This window comes from Hymenobacter artigasi (assembly GCF_012275535.1).
In the GTDB taxonomy this organism is placed as follows: domain Bacteria; phylum Bacteroidota; class Bacteroidia; order Cytophagales; family Hymenobacteraceae; genus Hymenobacter; species Hymenobacter artigasi.
Genome location: NZ_JAAVTK010000001.1, coordinates 206,574 through 228,858 on the forward strand (window position 1 = coordinate 206,574; position 22,285 = coordinate 228,858).

Below are 22,285 nucleotides of genomic sequence, written 5' to 3' on the forward strand. Positions count from 1 at the left end.
ACTTCTCCGCCGTGGACCTAACGCCCCTCTTCGCCGCCGCCCGGCACGCCAGCCGCACGCTGGCCACGGTGCCCGCCACCACCATCGATGCCCTGCTGCGCGACCTGGCCGGTACCATGGTGGCCGAAACCGATTTCCTGCTGGCCGAAAATGCCCGCGATTTGGCCCTGATGCCCGAAGCCGACCCGCGCCATGACCGCCTGCGCCTCACCCCGGAGCGCCTGGCCGGCATCGCGGCCGACCTGCGCACCGTGGCCGGCCTGCCCTCGCCCCTGGGCGAAGTGCTGACCCAAAAAGACCTGCCCAACGGCCTGCACCTAAGCAAAGTGCGCGTGCCGCTGGGCGTCATCGGCATCATCTACGAGGCCCGGCCCAATGTGACCTTCGACAGCCTGGCGCTGTGCCTGAAAACCGGCAACGCCTGCCTGCTGAAAGGCGGTTCCGATGCCGCTTTCTCCAACGCCGCGCTGCTGGCCGTGGCCGCGCCCGTGCTGGCCCGCCACGGCCTGGACCCGGCCGTGGCCACCCTGCTGCCGCCCGACCGCGCCGCCACGGCGGCCCTGCTGGCCGCCGTAGGCTACGTGGACGTGCTGATTCCGCGCGGCAGCCAGTCGCTTATCAGCTACGTGCGGGAAAATGCGCGGGTGCCGGTTATCGAAACCGGAGCGGGCGTGGTGCATGTTTTTTTCGATGAAACCGGCGATTTTACCAGCGGCGCGGCCATTATTGCCAACGCCAAAACCCGCCGCGTGAGCGTGTGCAACGCCCTCGACTGCCTGCTGCTGCACCAGCGCCGGCTGGCCGATTTGCCCGCGCTGCTGGCCCCGCTGGCGGCCACCAAAGTGCAGCTTTTTGCCGATGCGCCGGCCTACGCCATGCTGGACGGGCACTACCCGGCCGCGCTGCTGGCCCCGGCCACCGACGCGCATTTCGGCACCGAGTTTCTGGCCCTGAAAATGGCCGTGAAAACCGTGGCCTCCCTCCCCGAAGCCCTCGACCACATTGCCCGCTACGGCTCAAAACACAGCGAAGCCATTATTTCGGAAGACGCAGCCAACATCGAAACGTTTCTGAATGCCGTGGATGCGGCCGCCGTGTACGCCAACGCCTCCACCGCCTTCACCGATGGCGCGCAGTTTGGGCTGGGGGCCGAAATTGGCATCAGCACGCAGAAGCTGCACGCCCGCGGCCCCATGGGCCTGGAGGAGCTGACGAGCTATAAGTGGCTGGTGCGCGGCACCGGGCAGGTCCGGAATTCGTAGCAGAATAATAGCCCGGCAACCGTCATGCAGAGCGCAGCGAAGCATCTTTACCGCCACCAGTAATTAGATTACTATTGCGGTAAAGATGCTTCGCTGCGCTCTGCATGACGGTCTTTTTCCTTCAGAATCGTCCAAAATTCCTTATGCCTATTCCCCTCACTTTCCGCGCCGTGCTGGAGCCGGGCGGCCCCAGCTTCATGCCCACCCAGACCATTGTGGTGCCGGCCGAAGTGCTGGCAGCCCTCGGTGGCAAGGCCGCGAAGCGCGTTATAGTCATCATTCGCGGGCAGGCGCTGCGGCTGGGACTGCTGCCGCTGGAGGGCGGCGGGCGCTACCTCATGCTGAACAAGGACGTGTGCGCCGCCGTGGGCATCAGGCTGGGCGATGAGCTGGAAATCAGTATCGAACCCGACCCGAACCCCGACCACGTCGACCTGCCCGACGAGTTGGCCGAAGCCCTCGCCGCCTGGCCCGAGGCCGAAACGGCCTTCAGCAAATACAGCGGGGCACACCGCCGGGCAATGGCCCGGCTGGTGGCCGAGGCTAAGCAGCCCGAAACCCGCATCCGCCGCGCCCTCAAGCTAACCGAAAACCTGGGCCGTGGCCTGCACCCGTTTCGGGGCGATTAGCCTCTAGCGCTTCTCGATGCGGTGCACCGTGCTGCCCACTTTCAGCACGTAGAGCCCGGCGGGGATGCCCATCAGCGAAACCTCCTGAAGCTGTCCGCCCACCAGGGTTTCGTGCCGCAGCAGCTGGCCCGTGAGGCTTAGCAGGCGCACTTCGCAGGAGGCGGCCGCCAGGGTGGTCAGGTCGAGGGTGAGGCGGTCGGTGGCGGGGTTGGGGTATAGGCCGATGGACTCGTAGCCGGCCTTCCGGCTCACGGTTACGACCTGGGAGTATTCGGTGCTACCATCCAAATCAACCTGCCGCAGGCGGTAGTAGCTCAGGCCGGCCAGGGGGGCGGCATCGGTGGCGGCGTATGCCGTGGCGGTGGTGGCATTGCCCTGGGCCGCTACATCGCGCACGGCGCTGAATGCCTCGCCGGTAGCGCTGCGCTCTACCACAAACCGGGCGCTGCTGCGCTCCGTGGCCGTATTCCAGCGCAGCTCTACTTTACCATTCACGGCTTCAGCCGTGAAGCTGGTGAGCTCTACTGGCAGTGGGCGCAGCGAGCAGAAGGTGGTGTTGGGGCCCACCGTGCCGGACGGCACATCAAACCCCAGCCGGGGCTGCGTATCGGTATCGCAGAAATCGAGGCGGCCCGTTACGCCAAAGATGCCGTAGTTGCGGGTGTAGCCGCCGGCCGTGATACTGCCGCGCAGCGGTGCTGCTGGCCCCGAGAACACCCCGCTGTTTTCGTTCGTGAAGTTGCCCGACACGGCGATGGTGCCGCTGTTGTCTACGCGCCCGTTGCTGATGAACTGGCCCGTGACCCGAAACGTGGCCCCGCGGCTGTTGGTAAGCAGCGAGTTAGCGCTCAGGTCGCTCATGCCCTGGGTCATAAACATTACCCCGCCGTTGGTGATGGTGATGGTCTCGTCCATCCGCAGGTAGCTGTCGAGGGTGGCCGTGGAGCCGGCCGGGTTGTTGAACGCGTTGGGGCCGGCCGTGGGGAAGATAATGCCCTTGGTCCAGGTGGCACCGTTGTTTACTACCAGCGAGCCCGTGCCGGCGAGAATAGCCGTCCAGGTCCCGCTGGTGTGGTTCACGGTGAGGGGGCCGTTGTAGTTTATCTGCGCGGGCCATTGGCCCTGGTTATTCACGGTAATGGGGGCGGCGCTGTTGAAGGTGGGCTCCTGCATCCAGTTGCCGGTGCTGGTGTTGGTGATGGTGAAGGCGGCCGCATTACCACTGGTTTGCAGGTGGCCGTTCCAGCGGCCTTCGTTCATTACGGTCAGGTTGCCGGCGTTGGTGAGGTCGGGCGTCCAGGTCGCGTTTTGCTTGTTGGTGATGGTGCCCCCGGGCAGGGCCTGAATCTGGGCCGTCCACGACGCGTAGTTGGTAACGGTGATGGGCGCTTTGAAGTCCTTGCCCACGTAGCCCGACCAGGTGGCCCCGGGTACCACCGTGATGCCGCCATCGCGGCTCCCATTGTTGATGGTGACGGGCGAATTCAACTCGATGTTCTGCGAGGGTACCGCGCCCAGGTTGTGTATCAGCGTGCCGGTAAGGCCGTTGTTTACGGTTAGCTCGGCATTGCCGGCAATGGTGCCGTTGTTGATAATCGTCACATTATTGCCTCGCACGCTCAGCCCACCCGTGTAGCTTACCCCGCTGCCGATGGTGACGGTTTCGCCCCCGACCAGCACAAAGTCAGCATTGGCATTCGTGCTGTTGATGGAAATGGTGCAGCTGGTGCACTGCGCCAAGGAATTACTAGCCCCAATTGCCATAAACAACAGGGTGCCAGCCAGCACCGCCATCTTACGAGCAACGCAACCGTTGGTGCCGGATACAGCAGCATAGAATTTTTCCATAACGCAAAAAAGAAAAACTAGAAAATAAAAATGATGCAGCAAATCTAAAGCATTTTCACTCGATATAACAAGATTTGGATTTTATTTAATCATTTCCTGACATCCTCATTTACTGGAAACTCCCACCTCTAGGCAGGAGGTTGTATTGGGACATAAAAAAACCGCCGCTGCAAATGCAGCGGCGGTCAGGCCTTGGGGATGGCCGCATAAGCGGCCCGGCTTCTAATCCTTGAGCACGATGCTCACCACTTTCCCCGGCTCATCAACCATGAACTTGCACTCGTCGAAACCGGGCGCGGCGATGGTGGGCCGCACGTTGTTGGAGAAAGCGTAGGGCTCGGTAGGGATGCCGAGGAAGTTTTTGTCGATTTTATCGTTGTTGTTCAGGTCCTGGGTGATGGCAACGGCCCACTCGCCCTTGGGCAGCTCGACGGGCAGGCTGAACTCGCTCTTGCCCTGGGGCTTTACGGATTTGGAAAAGGCCCATTTCCCGCTTTTCAGGAAGCCTTCGCGGGTGTTGTAAAAGTATAGCCGCACGGAAGCCGTGGTGGACACCAGCGACGAAACGACTACCGTAACCGAGGTGGTTTCGGCGGGCGGCGGGGCGGGCACGGCGGCGGGTAGGAAGCTGCTGCCAATCAACAATGAGCAAAGCGGTAACACGTTCATAAGCGAATAATTGGCTGGTGAGCGGTGGCGGGAAGTACGATGCCAACGCCCGACTTTACGTAAAGAGTTCGATAACAACTGATTTCACCCGGCTAAATCGTCCGTTCGCCGAGGTTCTGCCGCCCTACGCGGCCCTACCTCCCAACTTATTTGTTTTCCTGCTACTATTGCATTGCCACACCTGCTTATCAATCTGATGACCACCCGCCGCCTTTTCCCCCTGGCATTGCTGATGACTTTCGCGCTGGGCAGCTGCGAAAAAGACGACGCCACGCTACCTGCTCAGCCCACCGCGCTGCTGCAAAGCCGCTGGCAGCTAACGCAGATTGACAATTCGCCGGTAGCTGCTTCCAGCTACTCCGAAACCAGCAAGGCTTACCTCGAATTTGTGGCGCTGGGCACCTGCACCGTGGGCCTGGGGCCGTGCAATAACTTTAGCGGCCGCTACAGCCTCACCGGCGGCGGGCAGCAGCTGCACATTACGCCCCAGATTGCGACCCGCGCCACCTGCCCCGTGCAGGATTTGGAAACGCGCTACCTTGACAACCTGGCCCTGACGGCCCGCTACGAAATCAGCGGCAACGAGCTGCGGCTGTACGATGCCACCGCACCAGCCCCGCGCCTGCTGTTTCGGCGCACGGCGCAGTAATCCGGGCAACCTCCGGCCGGCAAAGCCGGTAAGCAGCCCATTGGTGGGCCAGCGTCTGGCCCGCATCTTTACCGCATGGAAGGGTTAACGAAAATTGACGACCTCGGCAAGCCGCGCGTGGTGATTGTGGGCGGCGGCTTCGGCGGTCTGGAGCTGGCCAAGGCCCTGGCCGATGCGCCGGTGCAAGTGGTGCTCATTGATAAGCAGAACTACCACGCCTTTCAACCGCTGCTGTACCAGGTGGCCACGGCCGGGCTGGACGAGGGCGACATCGTGTCGCCGTTCCGTAAGATTCTGAATCAGCAGGAGAATTTCTACTTCCGGCTGGCCGAAGTCACCAGCATCGACCCCGAGAAGCAGGTAGTGGAAACCAGCATCGGCCTCATCCGCTACGACTTCCTGGTGCTGGCTACCGGCGCAACGTCCAACTACTTCGGCGATGCCGAGATGGCCAGAAACGCCATCGCCATCAAGAGCGTGGAAGATGCCATTGAACTGCGCAACACCGTGCTCTCGAACTTCGAGCAGGCGCTGCAGCTCGGCGATTATGAGCAGCTGAACAGCATGCTGGACTTCGTGATTGTGGGCGGCGGGCCCACGGGCGTGGAAATTGCGGGCGCGCTGAGCGAGCTGCGCACCCACGTTTTCCCGAAGGACTACCGCGAAATCGACTTCAAGGAAATGGACATCCACGTGGTGCAGAGCGGGCCGGTGCTGCTGAAGGGCATGTCGGCCAACGCCTCGGCTAAGTCGCTGCAGTACCTGAAGAAGCTGGGTGTGCAGGTGTGGCTCGATACCCGGGTGAAGTCGTACGACGGCTACACCGTGACGCTGAACAACGGCCAGCAGCTCATTGCGCGCACCCTGATTTGGGCGGCGGGCGTAACGGGCGCGCCCATCGCGGGCCTCAACGCCGACTGCCTGCTGGCCGGCAACCGCTACCTGGTGGACGGCTACAGCCGCGTGCACGGCTACGAGAACGTATTCGCCATCGGCGATATCGCCCTCATGAAAACCGACGCTACCCCCGACGGCCACCCTATGGTGGCTCAACCCGCCCTGCAACAGGGCGACTGGCTGGGTCGCAACCTGAAACGCCAGCTCAACGGCCAGCTCATGGAGCACTTTGTGTACCACGACAAGGGCGCGATGGCCACCATCGGCCGCAACCACGCCGTGGCCGACGTGAAGTTCTTCGGCCGCGAATTCCACCTCGACGGCTTCATCGCCTGGCTGGCCTGGAGCTTTATCCACGTTATTTCGCTGGTCAGCTTCCGCAACCGCGTCGCCGTGTTTTTCTCCTGGGCCTGGAATTACTTCACCCAGGACAAGGGCCTGCGCTACATCATCGGCAAAACCAAAGCCCCGCTGGTGGAAAAGGACATGGAGGAGAAGGCGATTGTGTAGTACTCGTCTGTCATCCTGAGCGCAGCGAAGGACCTTATCACCGAAGAATTACTTGCAGTAATCTCAAACGTCGCCAACGGGAGAAGGTCCTTCGTCTCTGCTTCAATCGCAGAATGCTCAGGATGACAGATGAGCCCACTAACCACTGAGAAAGTACGCTGTGAGCTGTGGCCGTTAGCGCAACGCCGCCAGTCCCTCGCAGAAATACCGGAAGCTGGCGGACGTATTGCGGGCCGGGTCGACGTGCTGGCCGATATCCGTCGCCCATTGCGTTTTGCGCTTGCCCGTGGGGAAGTAGCGGCCCTGCTTCAACACGCCCCACAGTATCTCATTTGGTTTAAGCGGAGCATCGGGCTCGCGGTCAATGCCTTTGAAATGGTGCGGCTTCACGCCGGGATAGGCAGCCATAATGGCTTCCCGGTCGCCGAGCCACCACGCCTCCAGCTCCTGCACGGCTATCCGGTTGAGGACGTGGAACACCTCGCCGGGGCCGGCGGTGGCTTTGGTGCGTAAGCCCGCCTCCTGTGCTTTCGCTTCCAGTGCCGCTTTGCGCCGCTCGCAGATGCCGTCGCCATCCAGCAGCACCACTATCCGCAAATCCGTTTGTCCTTCCCGAAATATCCGCTTGTGGTAGCCTTGCAGCAAGGCTTTCAGCTGGCCCAACAAGTCCTGCCAGCCCTCGAATACCCGCACGCGATACGAATGGCCCGGCAACAGGCGCGGCAACAGCTGGTCCAATGCCGCTTTGGCCGAAATTTCCTCGACCAGAAATTCAATCTGCATGGCCGCTATTTAATCGGAACTGGCAGGTCCAGCGGGTTGCCCACGTCGAAGAAATTGCGCGACCACAAGTAGCCCAGCGGCGAGCCTTCCTCCACCATTGCGGGGATACCCGGCAAGTCGGCTACCCGCGTGGCCTGGGTGTAGCCATCGGCCCCGCGATGCAGTATCCAGACCTGCTCGGGGGCCAGGGCATTGAGCAGGGCCGGCGAATGCGTGGCCACCAGCAGCTGCCGCCGCTCCGCCGCGTCAATCAACTCCTCAGCCAGCCCGGCCAGTAGCTGCGGGTGCAGCTCATTTTCCGGCTCCTCAATGCCCAGCAGCCCGGCCGCGTCGGGCTCATAAAGCAGCGTGAGCAGCGCCGCCAGCCGCATGGTGCCGTCCGACATGTACTGCGCCGGCAGCGGCTTCTCAAATTCGGCATCCTTGAAGCGGAGCAGGATTCGCTCATCCGAGGTTATTTCCGGTACGATGTCGGCCAGACTCGGCACCCAGCGCCGCATTTGTGCCGTGATTTTGGCGAGGGTTTCCGGGTGCTTGGTGTGCAGGTAATAGAGCACGTTGGGCAGGTTGTCGCCGTTGGGCGAAAGCTTTTCGCGCGGGCCGGCGTCGGAATAGCCTTTCAGGTGGTCGTCGGTGAGGTGGATGTAGCGGTAGGATTTTAGCGTATCAATTACGGCATGTGCATATATGCTCAATTTTGAATTCACTGCGAAAGCATATCCCAGCATCACTTGCGACGAACTGCTAATCGAAATTTTAACTGGCTTTTCAATTTTGTCATCGTCAGACTGCTCAGTATTTAGTGATGAAATGAAGTCGGTCCATCCTTCTTTTCTAGCAGGCTCAGTGGTCAATAGCAACTCTTCTGTGCTATCATCCTTCACTGCCAACCATTCCTTCACCAGTATTTTTTCCTTATCACCTTCTTCTAATTCTAAGATGTATTTCAACTGACCTAGATAAGGGAAACCGCTTATTACTATTTCAAACGAAATGCTGCCTTCACTTCCTCGCGTTCGCATTCCCGCGAACCGGTTCCGCTTATCGCAAGCATCTTTTAAATTCCCCCCAACCGCTTCCGCCAGAAAATCCAGTGCATCCAGCACCGTGGATTTCCCACTCCCATTCGGCCCAATCAGCACCGTGAGCGGCGTGAGGTCGCGAAACTCCACATCGCGCAGGGCGCGGTAGTTTTTGATGCGCAGATATGTGAGGCGGGGCACGGCCGGAGCCTGGGCGCGGGTGGGCATAAGGGAGCAGGGTTTTCCACAAAGTAACACAGTTGGGCGCGTTATGGTCCGGCGCAGGTGGGCCGGAAACAACAACGCCCGGCCAGTACGGTCGGGCGTTATGCATAGCGGGAACATGGGCTCAGGAACCCGTTTTCTCCTTTGGAAATTTGTCGAGAATGTCCTTGGCTGATTCCGAAAACTGCCGGCCCAGGCGGGCGGGGTCGTCCACGGGGTCGACCATGGAGCCGCGCCAGACGAGGTTGTTGGTTTTCGCGTCGATGAAATCGAGGACCAGCGTGCCTTCGCGGTACTCCTCGGTATGCGTGGTCTGGTAGTAAGCCGGCGAGTACCAGTAGCCGTAGTTCACGGGCAGATAGGCACCCCGGAAACGCACGGAGTAAGGGTAAGCGAAGCCGGCAGGCTGCGGGTTGGTGACGGTGCGCTCGGCCTGCTCCACGAAAATGTGGGTGGTGAGGTAAAAGTCGGGGTTGCTCTCCACCTCGCGGATGCCGCGCTTGGCCAGTTCGCCGGCAATGGCCTGGTGGATACGGTCCTGCGCAATGGGGCTGCGCAAAAGCGGGTTCTGGTCGCCGGGGGTTTTCACCTCGGTATCGGCCCAGGCAAAGGAGTGGTACTTGTCGAAATTGACGCCGGGCCGTTGCTCGACATTAACGGCGGAGGTACAGGCACTGAGCCACCCGAGCAGCAGCAGTGCCCAAACGAAGGAATGTTTCATAGAAAGAGGATGTGTGAAAACGAATGATAATAAAGGGTTTACCCGGCGGGCCGGGCAAAGGTTATGGCTCAGCTTGCCGGGCTTATCCGGCGAGGCCGCTTTAAACAGCTCCTGCCGCATGGCCCTGCCACCCCTTCCCGGTATGCTGCCAACGCGCCAGCACGTAGCTTAAGGGCCGCAAACCCATTCCTTCCCATGTCCGACCTCACCGTTTCCTTTATCCAGACCGCGCTGCACTGGCACGATGCCGCCGCCAACCGCGCCGCCTTCGACCAGTACCTGGCTCAGCAAACCATCCCCGCCGACATCATCGTGCTGCCCGAGATGTTCACCACCGGCTTCAGCATGGAGGCCGCCACCCAGGCCGAAACCATGCAGGGCGACACCGTGGCCTGGATGCGCCAGCGCGCCGCCGACCACGACGCCGTGGTCACGGGCAGCGTCATCATCGAAGAAGACGGCCACTTCTACAACCGCCTGCTCTGGGTGCGCCCCGATGGCAGCCTGAGCTGCTACGACAAGCGCCACCTCTTCACGCTGGCCGACGAGCAGCACACTTACACCCCCGGCCAGGAGCGCCTGGTGGAGGACTGGCGCGGCTGGCGCATCTGCCCGCTGGTGTGCTACGACCTGCGCTTTCCCGTGTGGAGCCGCAACCAGCCCACCGCGCCCTACGACCTGCTACTGTACGTGGCCAACTGGCCCGCCGTGCGCCGCACCGCCTGGCGCACGCTGCTCCGCGCCCGCGCCATCGAGAACGTGGCCTGCGCCCTGGGTGTGAACCGCACCGGCGAGGACGGCAAAGGCCACGCCTACTCCGGCGACTCAGCCCTGATTGACGCCAAAGGCAGCTACCTAGCGGAAGCCCACGACCAGAACGGCATCTTCACCCACACCCTAAAACGGGCCGAGCTGGACGATTTCCGCAGCAAGTTCACAGCGCTTAATGACGGGGATGGGTTTGAGTTAATCGATGTAGGGGCGGGGTCGTACCCGGTAGGGCTTGCCCCCGCCCGTCGTTAGGTTCCGTAGCAACGATTCTGTTCAACGACGGGCGGGGACAAGCCCTACCGGGTACGACCCCGCCCCTACATCGTTCAGACGTCACTTTGACTCCGCCCCCCCCCCCTACCGCACCAGCAGGCGCTGCACGGCGGCGGCTCCATCAGTTCCGTCGGCGCGCACCAGGTACACGCCGGCAGCCAGGCCGCTGATGCTGAGCGTGTGGCGGCGCTGGGCCGCGTCAGCGGCCTGCACTACACGGCCGGTGAGGTCGAGCACGGTGACGCGGGTGGGCAGCGCGGTTTCGACGGTAGCCGTGGCGGTGGCGGGGTTGGGGTAGATGCTCAGGGCCAGGGCGCGGGCGGCCTCGGTGCGGGTGGCCGTGACGGTGCGGTTGCGGGTGCCGTAGCTCAGCACGCCGCCGGCCTGGGTGCCCACGAAGAGCTCGGGCGCGCCGTCGCCGTTGATGTCGGCGGCGGCCAGGCCGTAGTGCGCGTAGTCGCCCAGGCCCAGGCGGGTGGGCTCGTAGAGCGCGGTGAGGGGGTTGTACTGTAGGTCGGTGCGCTCCGCGAACAGGGCCGATGACTGGGCGCGGTAGTCGGAATAGAGGCGCAGGTAGCCAGTGGCATCGGCCGTGAGCAGGTCGGGGCGGCCGTCGCCGTCGAAGTCGGCCACCGTGGGGCTCAGGTTGGCAGGTCGGTCACCGGTCGCGGTGCGGATGTGGCCGTAGTCGTTATTCACCAGCACGAAGGCGCTGTCCAGCGGCCCCCGGCCCCGGTTGCGGAAGTAGCGCAGGGCCATGCCCGGCTCGCGCACCTCATTGGTTCCGATGAGCAGGTCGACGTAGCCATCGTTGTCTACATCGGTAAAGCAGGGCATATCGTCCTTCGTGTAGGGCAGCAGGCCGGTGCCGGTGGTTGCGCCCTGTGGCTTGAAGTTGATGGCGTTGGCCGCGCTGAAGGCCACGGGCCGGCCGGCGGCGGCCGTGTTCAGAATGTAGTAGATGATGTTGGTGCCCCGGTCCCAGGCGGCGTAGGCCAGGTCGAGGGCGCCGTCGCGGTTCAGGTCGACGAGCACGGGTTTGAGGCCCTGCAGGCCCAGGGCGGCCAGGCCCAGGTAGTCGCTGGTCACGAACTGATACACCGGCCGGGCGCGGGTGCCCACGTTGCGGTAGTAGGTGAGGTTGGCGCGGTACACGTTGTTCACGCGGTCGGCGCGGTTGCCGATGAGCATATCCGGCAGGCCGTCGCCGTCGAGGTCGCCGAAGGTGGGCGCGGCGCCTTCGCTCACGTCAATCATGTCGTTTTGCAGGAAGCCGGCCGGCTGGCTGGTGTAAACGGGCGCACCGCTGGCGGCCGAATTGGTGAAGAGCTGCACGTTGTTGCGCATGCTCACCAGGTCCGACACGTTGTTGACCATGTTGGAGGCCACCACCAAATCGGGCTTACCGTCGAAGTTGGCATCGAAGGAATAGCCGGCTGGAAACACCGGCACCCGCGCCGGCGTGGCCGCCGATGGAAAGCTGGCGCTGATGCCCACCTGCGTAACCACAGGCACGGCCGTGGTACCCGAGTTGAGCAGGCGGGCCAGCTCGGGGCAGTTGTCGCGGCCATCGAGCAGGTCCTGGTCGCCGTCGCCGTCGAGGTCCACCAGCAGCAGGCTGTGGCCGCCGGTGTGGGTGGGCCGGGTGGCCGTGAAGCACTGCTGGCCATTGAGCTTGAACTCGGCACAGCCGCCGCAGGACTGGATGCCGCCCCAGTTATCGGTGGTGAGGGTGAAGGTGAGGGCGCTGCCGCAGGTGCCGGGACTGTTGTTGATGTACTGCTCGATGAACGACGCGCTGACGAAATCATAGGTCATGATATCGAGCTTGCCGTCGCCGTTCACGTCCTGAATGGCAGGCAGGTTGTAGCCGCCGATGGTGAGGTTGGCCGAGCCCGTGAAATTGCCAGTGAAGCGAATCTGGTTGGTGGCCAGGGTGAAGCTGGGCCGGCCATTCACCAGGGCATTGCGGAAAACCCGGATTTCGCCGCCATTGATGTAGGTGAACAGGTCGGGGCGGCCGTCGCAGTCGTAGTCGCGCAGCAGGGCCCAGCCGCGCAGGTCGCTGGGGAACAGGCTTTCATACTGCGGGGCGTACTGCCAGCGGCGGCCGTTGGGGGCCGTGGGCGCGGCCACGCTCAGAAAGGTGTAGCAGCGGCTGCTTTCGTGGTCGAAGGCGAACAGGTCCGCCTGGCCGTCGTTGTTCAGGTCGATGGTGCTGAACTGGGGCGTGTTGAAGCCGCCGGCCCAGGCATTGCGCAGGGTATCGGTGCCCTGCACCACCTGGGCCGTGGCCCGGCTCTCGAACCCAAAGGCAGCACTGCCCGACTGGGCCCGGGCCACCCCGGAAAAAGCCAGCAGCGCCAGCACCAAAGCGTAAGAACGAACCATAGAAAAGAAATTGGGGAAGAGGTGCCGTGCGCGGAACAAAAATCACGCCCACCTTTGCAGCAAGTTACACCCGGTTTGATTTTCCAGTTCCGCAGCATGTTGCTCTATTCCCGTTATTTGGCCGCCGGCGGCCTCGTCAGCACCGATTCGCGCCAGCCCCAGCCCGGCACCCTGTTTTTCGCCCTGAACGGCCCCAGCTTTCGCGGGGCAGCCTTCGCGCCGCAGGCCCTGGCCGCCGGGGCCAGCCACGCCGTGGTCGACGACGTGGTGCTCGCCGCTTCGGACCCCATCCGTTACACCTACGCCCCCGACCCGCTGGTGGCCCTGCAGCAGCTGGCCCGGCACCACCGTCGGCAGTTCCGCATCCCGGTGCTGGCCATCACGGGCTCCAACGGCAAAACCACCACCAAGGAGCTGCTCACGGCCGTGCTGGCGCAGCAGTTCAAAGTGCTGGCCACCATTGGCAACCTGAATAACCACATCGGGGTGCCGCTCACGCTGCTGCGCCTGCGCACCGGCGAGCACGACTTCGCCGTGATTGAGATGGGGGCCAACCACCGGGGCGAAATCGCGGCCTACTGCGAGTGGGCCGAGCCCACCCACGGCCTCATCACCAACATCGGCAAGGCCCACCTCGAAGGTTTTGGCGGGGCCGAGGGCGTGGCCCTGGGCAAGGGCGAGCTGTTCGACTACCTCACCCGCACCGGCGGCACGGCCTTCGTGAACACGCTGGATGCGCGCCTGCCGTCGCTGGCGGCGCAGGTGCCCACCATCCTCACCTACCCCCGCGTGATGGATAATTACCCCGCCACCCTTCTTTCAGCCGCGCCAGCCGTAGCCCTGCGCCTCGGCGACAATACCGAAATAGTGGCCCAGCTCACCGGCGACTACAACTTCCCCAACCTGGCCGCCGCCGCCGCCGTGGGCCAGTTTTTCGGCATTCCGACCAATAAAATAGCTGCCGCCCTGGCCCGCTACAACCCGCAAAACAACCGCTCGCAGCTACTGCGCACCCCCGCCGGCAACGAGTTGGTGCTGGATGCCTACAACGCCAACCCCAGCAGCATGGGCGCGGCCCTGCGCAGCTTCGCGGCCCGGCCGGTGGGAGCAGCCGGCCAAACCAAACTGGTGCTGCTCGGCGACATGTTTGAACTGGGCGACGAGAGTGCCCGCGAACACACGGCCCTGGGCCAGCTGCTGGTGGAGCTGCAGTTGCCGCAGGTGCTACTCATCGGCCCGGAAATGGCGCGGGCAGCCGCCCTGGCTCCTACCGCCCAGCACTTCGCCACCAAAGCCGAAGCGGCCGACTGGCTCCGCGCCCACCCCGTGCGCAACCACCAAGTGCTGGTGAAAGGCAGCCGCGGCATGGCCCTGGAGACGCTGGTGGAACTGCTGTGATTTCATTTAACAGTTATCAGTTAACATTTAACAGCCGTTCCATCTGCTCAATTAGGGCAGATGGAACGGCTGTTAAATGTTAACTGATAACTGTTAAATGACTAAAACGGGCTCACGAAGTCTTTGAACGCGGGCAGCTCATTGTCCTTGCCCGATACGAGGGGGTGCACTTCGGTGCCCCAGTTGATGGCCAGGTCGGCATCGTCCCAGCGCAGGCCGCCTTCGGTGGCGGGAGCGTAGTAGTCGGAGCACTTATAGATGAAGATGGTATTGTCTTCGAGGGCCATGAAGCCGTGGGCGAAGCCGGCCGGAATGTAGAGCATATTGGCCTTGCTGGCCGACAGCTCCACCATTTGGTGCTGGCCATAGGTGGGCGAATCCCGGCGCAAATCCACGGCCACGTCGAAGGCACGGCCCTGGCCTACGCGCACCAACTTGGCCTGCGCGTGGGGCGGGCGCTGGAAGTGCAGGCCGCGCAACACGCCTTTTTTGGAGTTGGACTGGTTGTCCTGCACCCACTGGGCATCGGCCCCGGCCTCGGCCATGAGGCGCTCGCAGAAGGTTTCGAAGAACACGCCCCGGTCGTCGGCGAAAACGCGGGGGGTGAACTCAATCAGGCCGGCTAGGGGGAATTTCTTTACTTCCATCGGGGCAAAGGTAGAAGATTGGGGAGGATGGTTTGGTCCGGGGAGGAAGAATTGGGCAAAAAACGAGAACGTCATGCAGAGCGCAGCGAAGCATCTTGCCCGCCACCACTAATCCAAGGAGGCAAGTTAGTTACTGCGGGCAAGATGCTTCGCTGCGCTCTGCATAACGTTCTTTTTTAGCTACTTCCGCCCTACCGCTGCCACGGCGGCAATGTACTTATCGAGCACCAGCCGCTCGTCAAACTTGGTTTCGGCCAGGTAGCGGCTATTCTGGCCCATGCCCTGCAGGTCGGCATCACTCAGGCGCAGCACTTGCAGCATTTTGGCGGCCAGGTCTTCGCCGTCGCGCACCTGGCAGAGGTAGCCGTTGCGGCCATCCACTACGGTTTCGCGGCAGCCAGGCACGTCGGTGGTCACGACGGGTTTGCCCACGGCGGCCGCTTCGAGCAGGGTTTTTGGGGTGCCCTCGCGGTAGCTGGGCAGCACCACGCAGTCGGCGCGGTGCAGGTGGGCAGCCACGTCGTCGGAGCGGCCCAGGTATTCGATGTCGCCGCTCAGCAGCCATTCTTCAAACGTGGCGCGGGGTACGCCCACGCCGCCGGCCTCGTCCAGCCCGCCCAGCAGTTGGATGCGGGTGCCAGGCACGGCCTCACGGATGATTTTGGCCGCCTCAAAGTATTCAACCACGCCCTTTTCGTAGAGCACCCGCGCCACCATCAGAAACACGAACGGGGTTTGGCGCACGAACCCGGCGGCGGGCCGGAATTTGGTAGTATCGACGCCCGAGCCGGGCAGCAGGTCGGTTATTTCACTTTTTATCAGGCCGTTATCCAGAAATAGCTGCCGGTCGTCGCCGTTCTGGAAAAACACCTTGGCCGGGAAGCGGAATGCGAAGCGGTAGAGCCCCAGCGCCACCTTGCTCACGAAGTTCTTGATGATGAACACCGTGCCCAGCCCGCTCACGTTGTTGATGCTGGGGATGCCCGCGATGCGGGCCGCGATACTGCCGTAGATGTTGGGCTTGATGGTGTAGTGCAGCACCACATCGGGCTTTTCACGCTTATAAATCTGGTAGAAGCGGCGCGTGAGGGCGGCATCCTTCACGGGGTTGGTGCCCTTGTTCTCCATCAGGATGGGCACGAAGCGGCAGCCGAGCTCGGTTTCGAGGCGCGCCGAGTAGTCATCGGGCGGGGCAATGGCCAGCACTTCATGGCCGGCGGCCTGCAAGGCCCGCACGAGGCTGGCGCGGAAATTCCAAATATTCCAGCTGGTATTGATGACGATGGCGACGCGCAATTTTTTAGGGTATGAGGGTATGGGGGCAGGCGGGTAAGAGTTGGCAAAGGTCGGGTCTGAAACGTTATATCTGCCAGATTGTGGGACTATATCCCTCCTACCTTCATACCCTCCTACCCTCATTCCCCTATTGTTCCGGTACTTTGTGGGCGCTTTGCGTGTTGTACCTGCTATGAACCTTCAACTTTCGGCCTTTCTGTTTCTACTGGCGCTGCTGCCGCAGGTGGCTTCGGCTGCGCCGCCGGTGCTGCCGGGCCAGCTTATCTTCCAGAAAAACTGCGTGCGCTGCCACGGAGCCAACGGTAAGCGCGGCCTCAATGGCGCGCACGACCTCACTAAGAGCAACCTCAATGAATTTGGTCGTACCTATCTTGTTACCAACGGCATGGGCAAAATGCCGGCCTTCGGCAAATCCCTCACGCCCGAGCAGGTGCAGCAGGTGGTAGCCTATTCACTTACTTTAAAATAACCGGTGCCTGGTTGTTAGTGCCTGGTGCTTGGCTGACCATAATCCCCAAACACCGTTAAAGGAACAAACGACTAAGCACCAGGCACCAACAACCAAGCACCAAACCATGGCAAATACCCAATCTGGCGGCCGCAAGCCCGGCAACAGCACCCGCCACGTCGGCGCCGTCGACGGCGTGAAAGGCCGGGCGGGCCGCATCCTCCTGAAAGCGACCGATAACGGCACCTACGAAACCGCCAAGGAGCACGAAACCGCCGTGCTCATTTCCGTGCCCCCGCGCCGGCAGTCCGAAGCCCAGACCACCGAATACCTTGACGAACTGGCGTTTCTGATTGAAACGGCCGGTGCCACCGCAACCAAACGCTTCGTGCAGCGCCTGGAAAAACCCGATATCCGGACCTACGTGGGCGAGGGCAAGCTGGCCGAAATAAAAGCCTACGTGCAGCACGAAGGCACCAGCATGGTCGTGTTCGACGACGACCTGTCGCCGTCGCAGCTGCGCAACCTGGAGGCTGAGCTGCTGGTGAAAATTGTTGACCGCTCGCTGCTTATTCTCGATATTTTCGCGCTGCGGGCCAAGTCGGCCACATCGCGCACGCAGGTCGAGTTGGCGCAGTATCAATACTTATTGCCCCGCCTCACCGGCCTCTGGACTCACTTGGACAAGCAGCGCGGCGGCGTGGGCATGAAGGGCCCGGGCGAAACGGAAATCGAAACCGACCGCCGGATTGTGCGCGACCGGATTGCCTTCCTCAAAGAGAAGCTCGAAGACCTCGACAAGCAGAGCCACACCCAGCGCAAATCGCGCGGCGGCAACATTCGGGTGGCGCTGGTGGGCTACACCAACGTGGGCAAAAGCACCCTGATGAACGTGCTGGGCAAGGCCGATGTGTTTGCCGAAAACAAGCTGTTCGCTACCGTGGACGCGACCACGCGCAAAGTGGTGCTCGACAACACGCCGTTTTTGCTTTCTGATACGGTTGGGTTTATCCGCAAGCTGCCCACCAAGCTCATCGAGAGCTTCAAGAGCACGCTCGACGAAATCCGGGAAGCCGATTTGCTGCTGCACGTCGTGGACATCTCGCACCCCAATTTTGAGGAGCAGATTCAGGTAGTGAATGATACGCTGGTCGATATTGGCGCGGCCGACAAGCCTACGCTGCTGGTGTTCAATAAAATAGACCAGTATAAGCACGACGACGTGGAGCACGACCCCTTTGGCGAAGTGCTGGATGCCGAGGACGACGGCACTGCGCCGCGCCCGCCGCTGGCGCAGCTGCAAGCCACCTACATGGCCAAGCTGCACGACCCGGTGGTGTTCATCTCGGCCCAGGACCGCACCAATATGGAAGAGCTGCGCGAGCTGCTGGGCAAGCGCGTAGCGGCCCTGCACCAGCAGCGCTACCCCTACCAGACCAACACCTGGGCCAACGAGTAGCGCGGCCGGCGCGGCAGCATTATGAAATTATTGCCGGCCCAACCAAGCATGAACGTTACATGAATATTATCGTAAGGGCGAAGGCCGGGCTTTATCAGGCCCGGCCTTTTCTTTTATGCTTAAGGTGCGCTTTCTCCATTTGAGTGGTCTGCTGCTGGGTTTGGGCCGGGCCGCCGCGCAGGATATTCCGGTGTATCCGCCGCCCGCGCCGCTCGACACGGCGGGGCTGGGCCGCACCGATGCCCAGACGTTTGCCAACTCGCAGGTGGTGGGCATGGGCCCGAGCAAGGGCCTGATTGTGAAGTACGAACGGATTCCGGGCAATTTCAGCCTGCGCAGTACGGCCGTGGGCAGCAGCGTGGGCGACTACAACACCACCATCAGCAAAAACGCTAACCTCGTTATCAAAGCCTATGCGCCGCTGCTCAACCACCCGCACCTCAAGCTCATTCTGGGCCTGAACTACGACCGGCAGGAGTTTCAGTTCAGCACCCCCGCCACCACCGACCAGTACGGCCTGTATAGCAACATCGAGAACAAGGGCCTGAGCGTGATTGGCGCGCAGCTGGCCGTGATTCGGCCCGTCGACGCGGTGCATTGGTACCTGTTCCGCGCCAAAACCGAGCTCAACGGCGACTACAATTCCGGCGAGCTAAATGTGGGCGACTACCTCAAAGTCACGTCCGAGTTCATCTATGGCTGGAAGCGCAGCTCCACGTTTGCCTGGGGCATCGGGATGCAGCTGGGCTACAACCTGGGCCGCCAGAGCCTCTACCCGGTCATCGTGTACAACCGCTCCTTCAACCCGCGCTGGGGCGTGGAGGCGCTGTTTCCGGCCCGGGTGCTGGTGCGGCGCAACCTGTCGTCCAACGCGCTGCTGTTTGCCGGCTACGAGGTGGCCAGCAACAACTACAATATCAAGCTGCGCAACGCCTTTGCCTCGCCCAACAACCCCAGAGTCACCTCGCTGGAGCTGCGCCAGATTGACCTGAAATTCCGCCTGCGCTACGAGCGTGAGCTCCTCTCCTTCCTCTGGACGGGCATCGAGGCCGGCTACCGCTACAACTACCAGCTCAACGCCTTCGACCGCACCAACAGTACCCGCGACCGACTTATCGACAGCCAGCTCGGCGGCACGCCCTACGCCAGCCTGGACCTGTTCATCGTGCCACCCAAAAAGCTGCTTCAAAAGGCCGAGCGCCGCCGGAAGTAGCCCCCAAAAGCAGTAGGGTGCGGGGCTGGCCTCCGCCCGTCGTTGAACGATTCAATAAAGAACTGTTCAACGACGGGCGGAGGCCAGCCCCGCACCCTACTGCTTTATCAAACGCTAAATCCCGAAATTATACACGGCTTTCAGGTATAGAAAGGCCCCGTTGAAACCCATTTGCACCGGAGCGTAAGGGTACACGTCGTGGTTGGTGGGAAAGGGCGACGGAGCACCGAAGCGGTTCTGGAAATACCGCTCGAAGTCGCCCCGGCTGGCGAATCCGCCGGGGGGTACACCGTTGGAAGCCGCCTCGTTGAGGGTATTGGGCTTCACGTTGAGCAGGTTTTGCGCGCCCACGGTCAGGGTCAGGGCTTTGGCGGGCTGGTAGCTGATGAGCAAATCGGTGACGGTGCGGGGCTTAAACACCAGCAGGTAGCCGCCAAAATCGTACACGGTTGGGTCGGGGGCCACGTCGTAGTATTTCACTTCACCGAAGTAGGTATTACGCAGGCCGATGCCGAATTTGCCAACGCTATAGTTCACGCCGAGCAGGATTTTGCTGGCCGGGTTGCCGGTTTCGATGAGCGAAAGCTGGCGCGGGTCGATGTAGTTGGTGGTCGGGTTGTCGTCGGTTTGCAGGCTGCTGAAGTTGGCCGGGATGTTCTGAGCGCGGGTACGGGTCTGGTTGAAGTTGCCGGCCGCCGTCACCGTGAGCTGCCCCCGGCCCAGGGCGTGACGGTAGCTACCCACCACGTCGATGCCCTGCGTGCGGGTGTCAAGGTCATTGGTGAAGAATTGGGCCTGACTCACGCGGTTGTTGGCCAGCAACTGCGTAAACTCCGGGCTGATGCCCGAACCCGGCCGCAGCAAGCCCGAGAGCGTGATGCGGTTGTCGATGTCAATCAAATACGCATCGGCCGTGAGCGAGAACGACGGCATGGGCGTCAGCACCAGGCCAACGCTGTAGCTGCGCGATTTTTCGGGCGTCAGGGTCGGCACCTGCGCTTTTTGGGTCAGCTCGTCCTGGTTGTTGAAAATACCGGAATACACCACGCCGGTCACGCCCGGGCGCTGCGTAATCTGGCGGTACAGCACCTGCTGGAGCGACGGCGCCCGGAAGCCCGTGTTGAAGGCTCCGCGCACGGCCAGAAAATCCGTCACTTTCACTCGCGTAGTCGCCTTGTAGATAAAGGCCGAGCCGAAAGTGGAATAGTTCTCGTAGCGCAACGCGCCGCTCACGCTCCAGCGCTTGGTTACGTCGGCTTCCACGTCGAGGAAAGCGCCCACGTTGGTGCGGCTGCCCACGACCGCCGACGCCCGGCCGAAGCCGCTGAAACCCTGCGCGCCCTGTTGGGCCAGCGAGTTGTTGTCGTACTCCGCCTCGGCGCGCTCGTCGCCGCGCATGATTTCGTAGCGGTCGGCCCGGAACTCGCCCCCGAAAGCCACGTTGGTACCGGCCAGGACTTTATCAAAAAAGCGGTTGGCCGTGGCGTTAGTCACGTTTTGCAGGAACTGGAAGCCCCCGGCATTGGCAAACACCGTGGGCGACTCCGCGCCCAGCGATGCATTCACCGTGTTGGCCAGGTCGTAGTTCATCCGGTTGTAGCCGGTGGTGTTGCTCAGGTCCAGCGTCCAGTGGTTGGGGCCGCTGCGGCCCAGCACCACGCCCACTGTGCCCGCGCCATCGTGAATGCGGGTGTTCACCTCGGGCTGGTAGCCATACGGGAACAGCTCCTTCACTACTTCGTTGGGCTGCGTGGCGGGCAGCACCCACGGCGTGTTGGCCTGCCCCCGGCGGAAGTTATAGCTGCCAAATCCGTAGAACGCCAGCGCTTCCGATACCTCCACCCGGGCATTGAACAGGCCCCGCACGTTGCGCACGCGGGCATCACCGTTGTGCTGCACAAAATCGTTGTACGTTTTGCCGGCGGCGGCCAGCGCGGCCCGCTCGGCCGCCGCATTGTTGGCCACAAATACGGGGCTCACCAGCGGGTCGCGGGCATAGCCGCGAGTGGTACGGCCGCGGTAGTCGGCATCGGCGGTCACGTTCAGGAAGCCCTTCTGGCCCAGGCGGAAGCCTTTGTTGATGCCCAGCAGCGTAGCCAGGCCATCGCCCTCCGAGGTGATGCCCGAGTTCAACAGCACGCTGCCACCGTGGTTGTCGCTCTTCAGGTTGATGTTCATTACGCCGGCAATGGCGTCGGAGCCGTACTGGGCCGCTGCCCCGTCGCGCAGCACTTCCACGCGCTCCACGCCCAGGCTGGACAGTGTGTTGAGGTCGGTGCCCACGCTGCCCAGGCCGCGGTTGCTCAGCAGGTTGACCAGGGCGGTGGTGTGGCGGCGCTTGCCGTTCACTAGCACCAGCATTTGGTCGGTGCCCAGGCCGCGCAGGCTGGCCGGGTCCACGTGGTCGGAGCCGCCGGCGCCCGTCTGGCGCGTCGAGTTGAAGGCGGCTACGGTGTATTGCAGCAGTTGGGTGATGTCGGTTTGGGGTACGGTGCGCACCAGCTCGCTCATTTCCACCACGTCAACCGGCACCGCCGATTCCAGGGCGGTCCGGTCGCTACGGCGAGTACCTACGGCCACCGTTTCGGGGTTCAGCGTCACGGTGAGTACGGTGGCCTCGCCGGCCTTCAGAAACACGTTGGTAATGTTCTGCACCCGGAAGCCGGGCTGCTGCACCTGCACCACGTAGGGCCCGCCGGGCACCAGCCCGGCAATGGTGAATGTACCCGTCGAGCCGGCCTGCACTGTGCGGCGCTGGCTGGTAGCCAGCGAGATAATGGACACCAACGTATTGGGCTGAACCAGTCCCTGGGCGGAAGTAACTTGCCCGGTTAGGCTCGATGAGCTACCGGTAATAGTCCCGGCGCTCTCGGCCGGGGTGGTGGAGGTTTGCGCCTGGGCGGTGGTCGGTAGCAGTGCCGGACTCAACGAAGCACCCAATAAAAAACAACGCAGGGTAAAATTATTCATGCAAAAACCTGAGGAGGAAGAAAATTATAAAAAATTTAAATTTTGAGAAAAACGCAGAGAGTGAGCAAATCAACTAGGCATATTTTTATATAGCCGCAAGACGGAATAATCTTATTTCCTTTTTAAAAACAAGAAGTTGCGCGGCTCTTACTGCCCAGGTAAAATCTCATTTAGTCGGTTGGGTGGGCGGCTCGGCATGGTGTA

General features: G+C 62.2%; 18 protein-coding genes. 9 read left to right on the top strand and 9 right to left on the bottom strand.

Going from position 1 to position 22,285, the window contains the following annotated elements:
- Positions 1-11 precede the first annotated feature (11 nt).
- Together HBN54_RS00870 and HBN54_RS00875 are read left to right on the top strand one after the other, a co-directional pair.
- Positions 12-1,262 (top strand): glutamate-5-semialdehyde dehydrogenase, encoded by a 1,251-nt coding sequence (locus HBN54_RS00870; RefSeq protein ID WP_168671261.1) that lies wholly within the window; start codon positions 12-14, stop codon positions 1,260-1,262.
- A gap of 143 nt (positions 1,263-1,405) precedes the next feature.
- Positions 1,406-1,891, top strand: a complete 486-nt coding sequence (locus tag HBN54_RS00875) for a YdeI/OmpD-associated family protein (protein ID WP_168671262.1) — start codon at positions 1,406-1,408, stop codon at positions 1,889-1,891.
- A gap of 3 nt (positions 1,892-1,894) precedes the next feature.
- On the opposite strand, the gene HBN54_RS00880 is transcribed toward HBN54_RS00875, so the two are convergent.
- Both HBN54_RS00880 and HBN54_RS00885 read right to left on the bottom strand, forming a co-directional pair.
- Positions 1,895-3,739 carry a T9SS type A sorting domain-containing protein gene (locus HBN54_RS00880; protein WP_168671263.1) on the bottom strand — a complete coding sequence of 615 codons (1,845 nt, stop codon included), beginning with the start codon at positions 3,737-3,739 and terminating at the stop codon, positions 1,895-1,897.
- Between the two features lie 222 nt (positions 3,740-3,961).
- On the bottom strand, positions 3,962-4,408 hold the full coding sequence (locus tag HBN54_RS00885) for a DUF2141 domain-containing protein (protein WP_168671264.1): 447 nt from the start codon (positions 4,406-4,408) through the stop codon (positions 3,962-3,964).
- 196 nt (positions 4,409-4,604) lie between these two features.
- Between HBN54_RS00885 and HBN54_RS00890 the strand changes: the two genes are divergently transcribed.
- Complete coding sequence (locus tag HBN54_RS00890) at positions 4,605-5,057, top strand: META domain-containing protein (RefSeq protein WP_168671265.1); 453 nt, start codon at positions 4,605-4,607, stop codon at positions 5,055-5,057.
- Between the two features lie 75 nt (positions 5,058-5,132).
- Positions 5,133-6,464, top strand: a complete 1,332-nt coding sequence (locus tag HBN54_RS00895; protein WP_168671266.1) for an NAD(P)/FAD-dependent oxidoreductase — start codon at positions 5,133-5,135, stop codon at positions 6,462-6,464.
- Positions 6,465-6,638: 174 nt separating this feature from the next.
- On the opposite strand, the gene HBN54_RS00900 is transcribed toward HBN54_RS00895, so the two are convergent.
- From HBN54_RS00900 to HBN54_RS00910, 3 genes are read right to left on the bottom strand one after another with little or no spacing between them, the layout of a single operon-like run.
- Positions 6,639-7,247: a DUF4276 family protein gene (locus tag HBN54_RS00900; RefSeq protein WP_168671267.1), complete on the bottom strand. Its 609-nt coding sequence runs from the start codon at positions 7,245-7,247 to the stop codon at positions 6,639-6,641.
- Positions 7,248-7,252: 5 nt separating this feature from the next.
- Entirely contained in the window at positions 7,253-8,614 is a 1,362-nt protein-coding gene (locus HBN54_RS00905) for an AAA family ATPase (RefSeq protein ID WP_317170062.1), read from the bottom strand.
- A 4-nt stretch (positions 8,615-8,618) separates the two neighbouring features.
- Positions 8,619-9,215, bottom strand: a complete 597-nt coding sequence (locus tag HBN54_RS00910) for a DUF4136 domain-containing protein (RefSeq protein WP_168671269.1) — start codon at positions 9,213-9,215, stop codon at positions 8,619-8,621.
- Between the two features lie 195 nt (positions 9,216-9,410).
- On the opposite strand from HBN54_RS00910, the gene HBN54_RS00915 reads away from it, so the two are divergent.
- Entirely contained in the window at positions 9,411-10,238 is an 828-nt protein-coding gene (locus HBN54_RS00915; RefSeq protein WP_168671270.1) for an amidohydrolase, read from the top strand.
- A 105-nt stretch (positions 10,239-10,343) separates the two neighbouring features.
- Here HBN54_RS00915 and HBN54_RS00920 read toward each other — a convergent pair whose 3' ends face one another.
- Positions 10,344-12,650 carry a T9SS type A sorting domain-containing protein gene (locus tag HBN54_RS00920; RefSeq protein ID WP_168671271.1) on the bottom strand — a complete coding sequence of 769 codons (2,307 nt, stop codon included), beginning with the start codon at positions 12,648-12,650 and terminating at the stop codon, positions 10,344-10,346.
- Positions 12,651-12,746: 96 nt separating this feature from the next.
- On the opposite strand from HBN54_RS00920, the gene HBN54_RS00925 reads away from it, so the two are divergent.
- Positions 12,747-14,048: a UDP-N-acetylmuramoyl-tripeptide--D-alanyl-D-alanine ligase gene (locus HBN54_RS00925; RefSeq protein WP_168671272.1), complete on the top strand. Its 1,302-nt coding sequence runs from the start codon at positions 12,747-12,749 to the stop codon at positions 14,046-14,048.
- 101 nt (positions 14,049-14,149) lie between these two features.
- On the opposite strand, the gene rfbC is transcribed toward HBN54_RS00925, so the two are convergent.
- Together rfbC and HBN54_RS00935 are read right to left on the bottom strand one after the other, a co-directional pair.
- Entirely contained in the window at positions 14,150-14,695 is a 546-nt protein-coding gene (gene rfbC / locus HBN54_RS00930) for a dTDP-4-dehydrorhamnose 3,5-epimerase (protein ID WP_168671273.1), read from the bottom strand.
- A 180-nt stretch (positions 14,696-14,875) separates the two neighbouring features.
- The gene (locus HBN54_RS00935; RefSeq protein WP_168671274.1) at positions 14,876-15,991 is read right to left on the bottom strand and encodes a glycosyltransferase family 4 protein; all 1,116 of its coding nucleotides are present in this window, start codon (positions 15,989-15,991) and stop codon (positions 14,876-14,878) included.
- Positions 15,992-16,163: 172 nt separating this feature from the next.
- Here HBN54_RS00935 and HBN54_RS00940 point away from each other — a divergent pair, with 172 nt between their 5' ends.
- From HBN54_RS00940 to HBN54_RS00950, 3 genes are all read left to right on the top strand, one after another.
- Positions 16,164-16,460 carry a c-type cytochrome gene (locus HBN54_RS00940; RefSeq protein ID WP_168671275.1) on the top strand — a complete coding sequence of 99 codons (297 nt, stop codon included), beginning with the start codon at positions 16,164-16,166 and terminating at the stop codon, positions 16,458-16,460.
- Between the two features lie 106 nt (positions 16,461-16,566).
- The gene (hflX, locus tag HBN54_RS00945) at positions 16,567-17,898 is read left to right on the top strand and encodes a GTPase HflX (protein ID WP_168671276.1); all 1,332 of its coding nucleotides are present in this window, start codon (positions 16,567-16,569) and stop codon (positions 17,896-17,898) included.
- Positions 17,899-18,022: 124 nt separating this feature from the next.
- A complete protein-coding gene (locus HBN54_RS00950) occupies positions 18,023-19,111 on the top strand; it encodes a hypothetical protein (RefSeq protein WP_168671277.1) in 1,089 nt (362 codons plus the stop codon).
- 114 nt (positions 19,112-19,225) lie between these two features.
- On the opposite strand, the gene HBN54_RS00955 is transcribed toward HBN54_RS00950, so the two are convergent.
- Positions 19,226-22,081, bottom strand: a complete 2,856-nt coding sequence (locus HBN54_RS00955) for a TonB-dependent receptor (RefSeq protein WP_168671278.1) — start codon at positions 22,079-22,081, stop codon at positions 19,226-19,228.
- Positions 22,082-22,285: the final 204 nt, after the last annotated feature.

Excerpts from the sequence above, each read along its gene's own strand:
- HBN54_RS00880 (WP_168671263.1), bottom strand. The coding sequence starts at position 3,739 with ATGGAAAAATTCTATGCTGCTGTATCCGGCACCAACGGTTGCGTTGCT.
- HBN54_RS00875 (WP_168671262.1), top strand. The coding sequence starts at position 1,406 with ATGCCTATTCCCCTCACTTTCCGCGCCGTGCTGGAGCCGGGCGGCCCC.
- hflX (WP_168671276.1), top strand. The coding sequence starts at position 16,567 with ATGGCAAATACCCAATCTGGCGGCCGCAAGCCCGGCAACAGCACCCGC.
- HBN54_RS00925 (WP_168671272.1), top strand. The coding sequence starts at position 12,747 with ATGTTGCTCTATTCCCGTTATTTGGCCGCCGGCGGCCTCGTCAGCACC.
- HBN54_RS00915 (WP_168671270.1), top strand. The coding sequence starts at position 9,411 with ATGTCCGACCTCACCGTTTCCTTTATCCAGACCGCGCTGCACTGGCAC.
- HBN54_RS00895 (WP_168671266.1), top strand. The coding sequence starts at position 5,133 with ATGGAAGGGTTAACGAAAATTGACGACCTCGGCAAGCCGCGCGTGGTG.
- HBN54_RS00940 (WP_168671275.1), top strand. The coding sequence starts at position 16,164 with ATGAACCTTCAACTTTCGGCCTTTCTGTTTCTACTGGCGCTGCTGCCG.
- HBN54_RS00920 (WP_168671271.1), bottom strand. The coding sequence starts at position 12,650 with ATGGTTCGTTCTTACGCTTTGGTGCTGGCGCTGCTGGCTTTTTCCGGG.
- HBN54_RS00885 (WP_168671264.1), bottom strand. The coding sequence starts at position 4,408 with ATGAACGTGTTACCGCTTTGCTCATTGTTGATTGGCAGCAGCTTCCTA.
- rfbC (WP_168671273.1), bottom strand. The coding sequence starts at position 14,695 with ATGGAAGTAAAGAAATTCCCCCTAGCCGGCCTGATTGAGTTCACCCCC.
- HBN54_RS00955 (WP_168671278.1), bottom strand. The coding sequence starts at position 22,081 with ATGAATAATTTTACCCTGCGTTGTTTTTTATTGGGTGCTTCGTTGAGT.
- HBN54_RS00900 (WP_168671267.1), bottom strand. The coding sequence starts at position 7,247 with ATGCAGATTGAATTTCTGGTCGAGGAAATTTCGGCCAAAGCGGCATTG.
- HBN54_RS00910 (WP_168671269.1), bottom strand. The coding sequence starts at position 9,215 with ATGAAACATTCCTTCGTTTGGGCACTGCTGCTGCTCGGGTGGCTCAGT.
- HBN54_RS00890 (WP_168671265.1), top strand. The coding sequence starts at position 4,605 with ATGACCACCCGCCGCCTTTTCCCCCTGGCATTGCTGATGACTTTCGCG.
- HBN54_RS00905 (WP_317170062.1), bottom strand. The coding sequence starts at position 8,614 with ATGTTCCCGCTATGCATAACGCCCGACCGTACTGGCCGGGCGTTGTTG.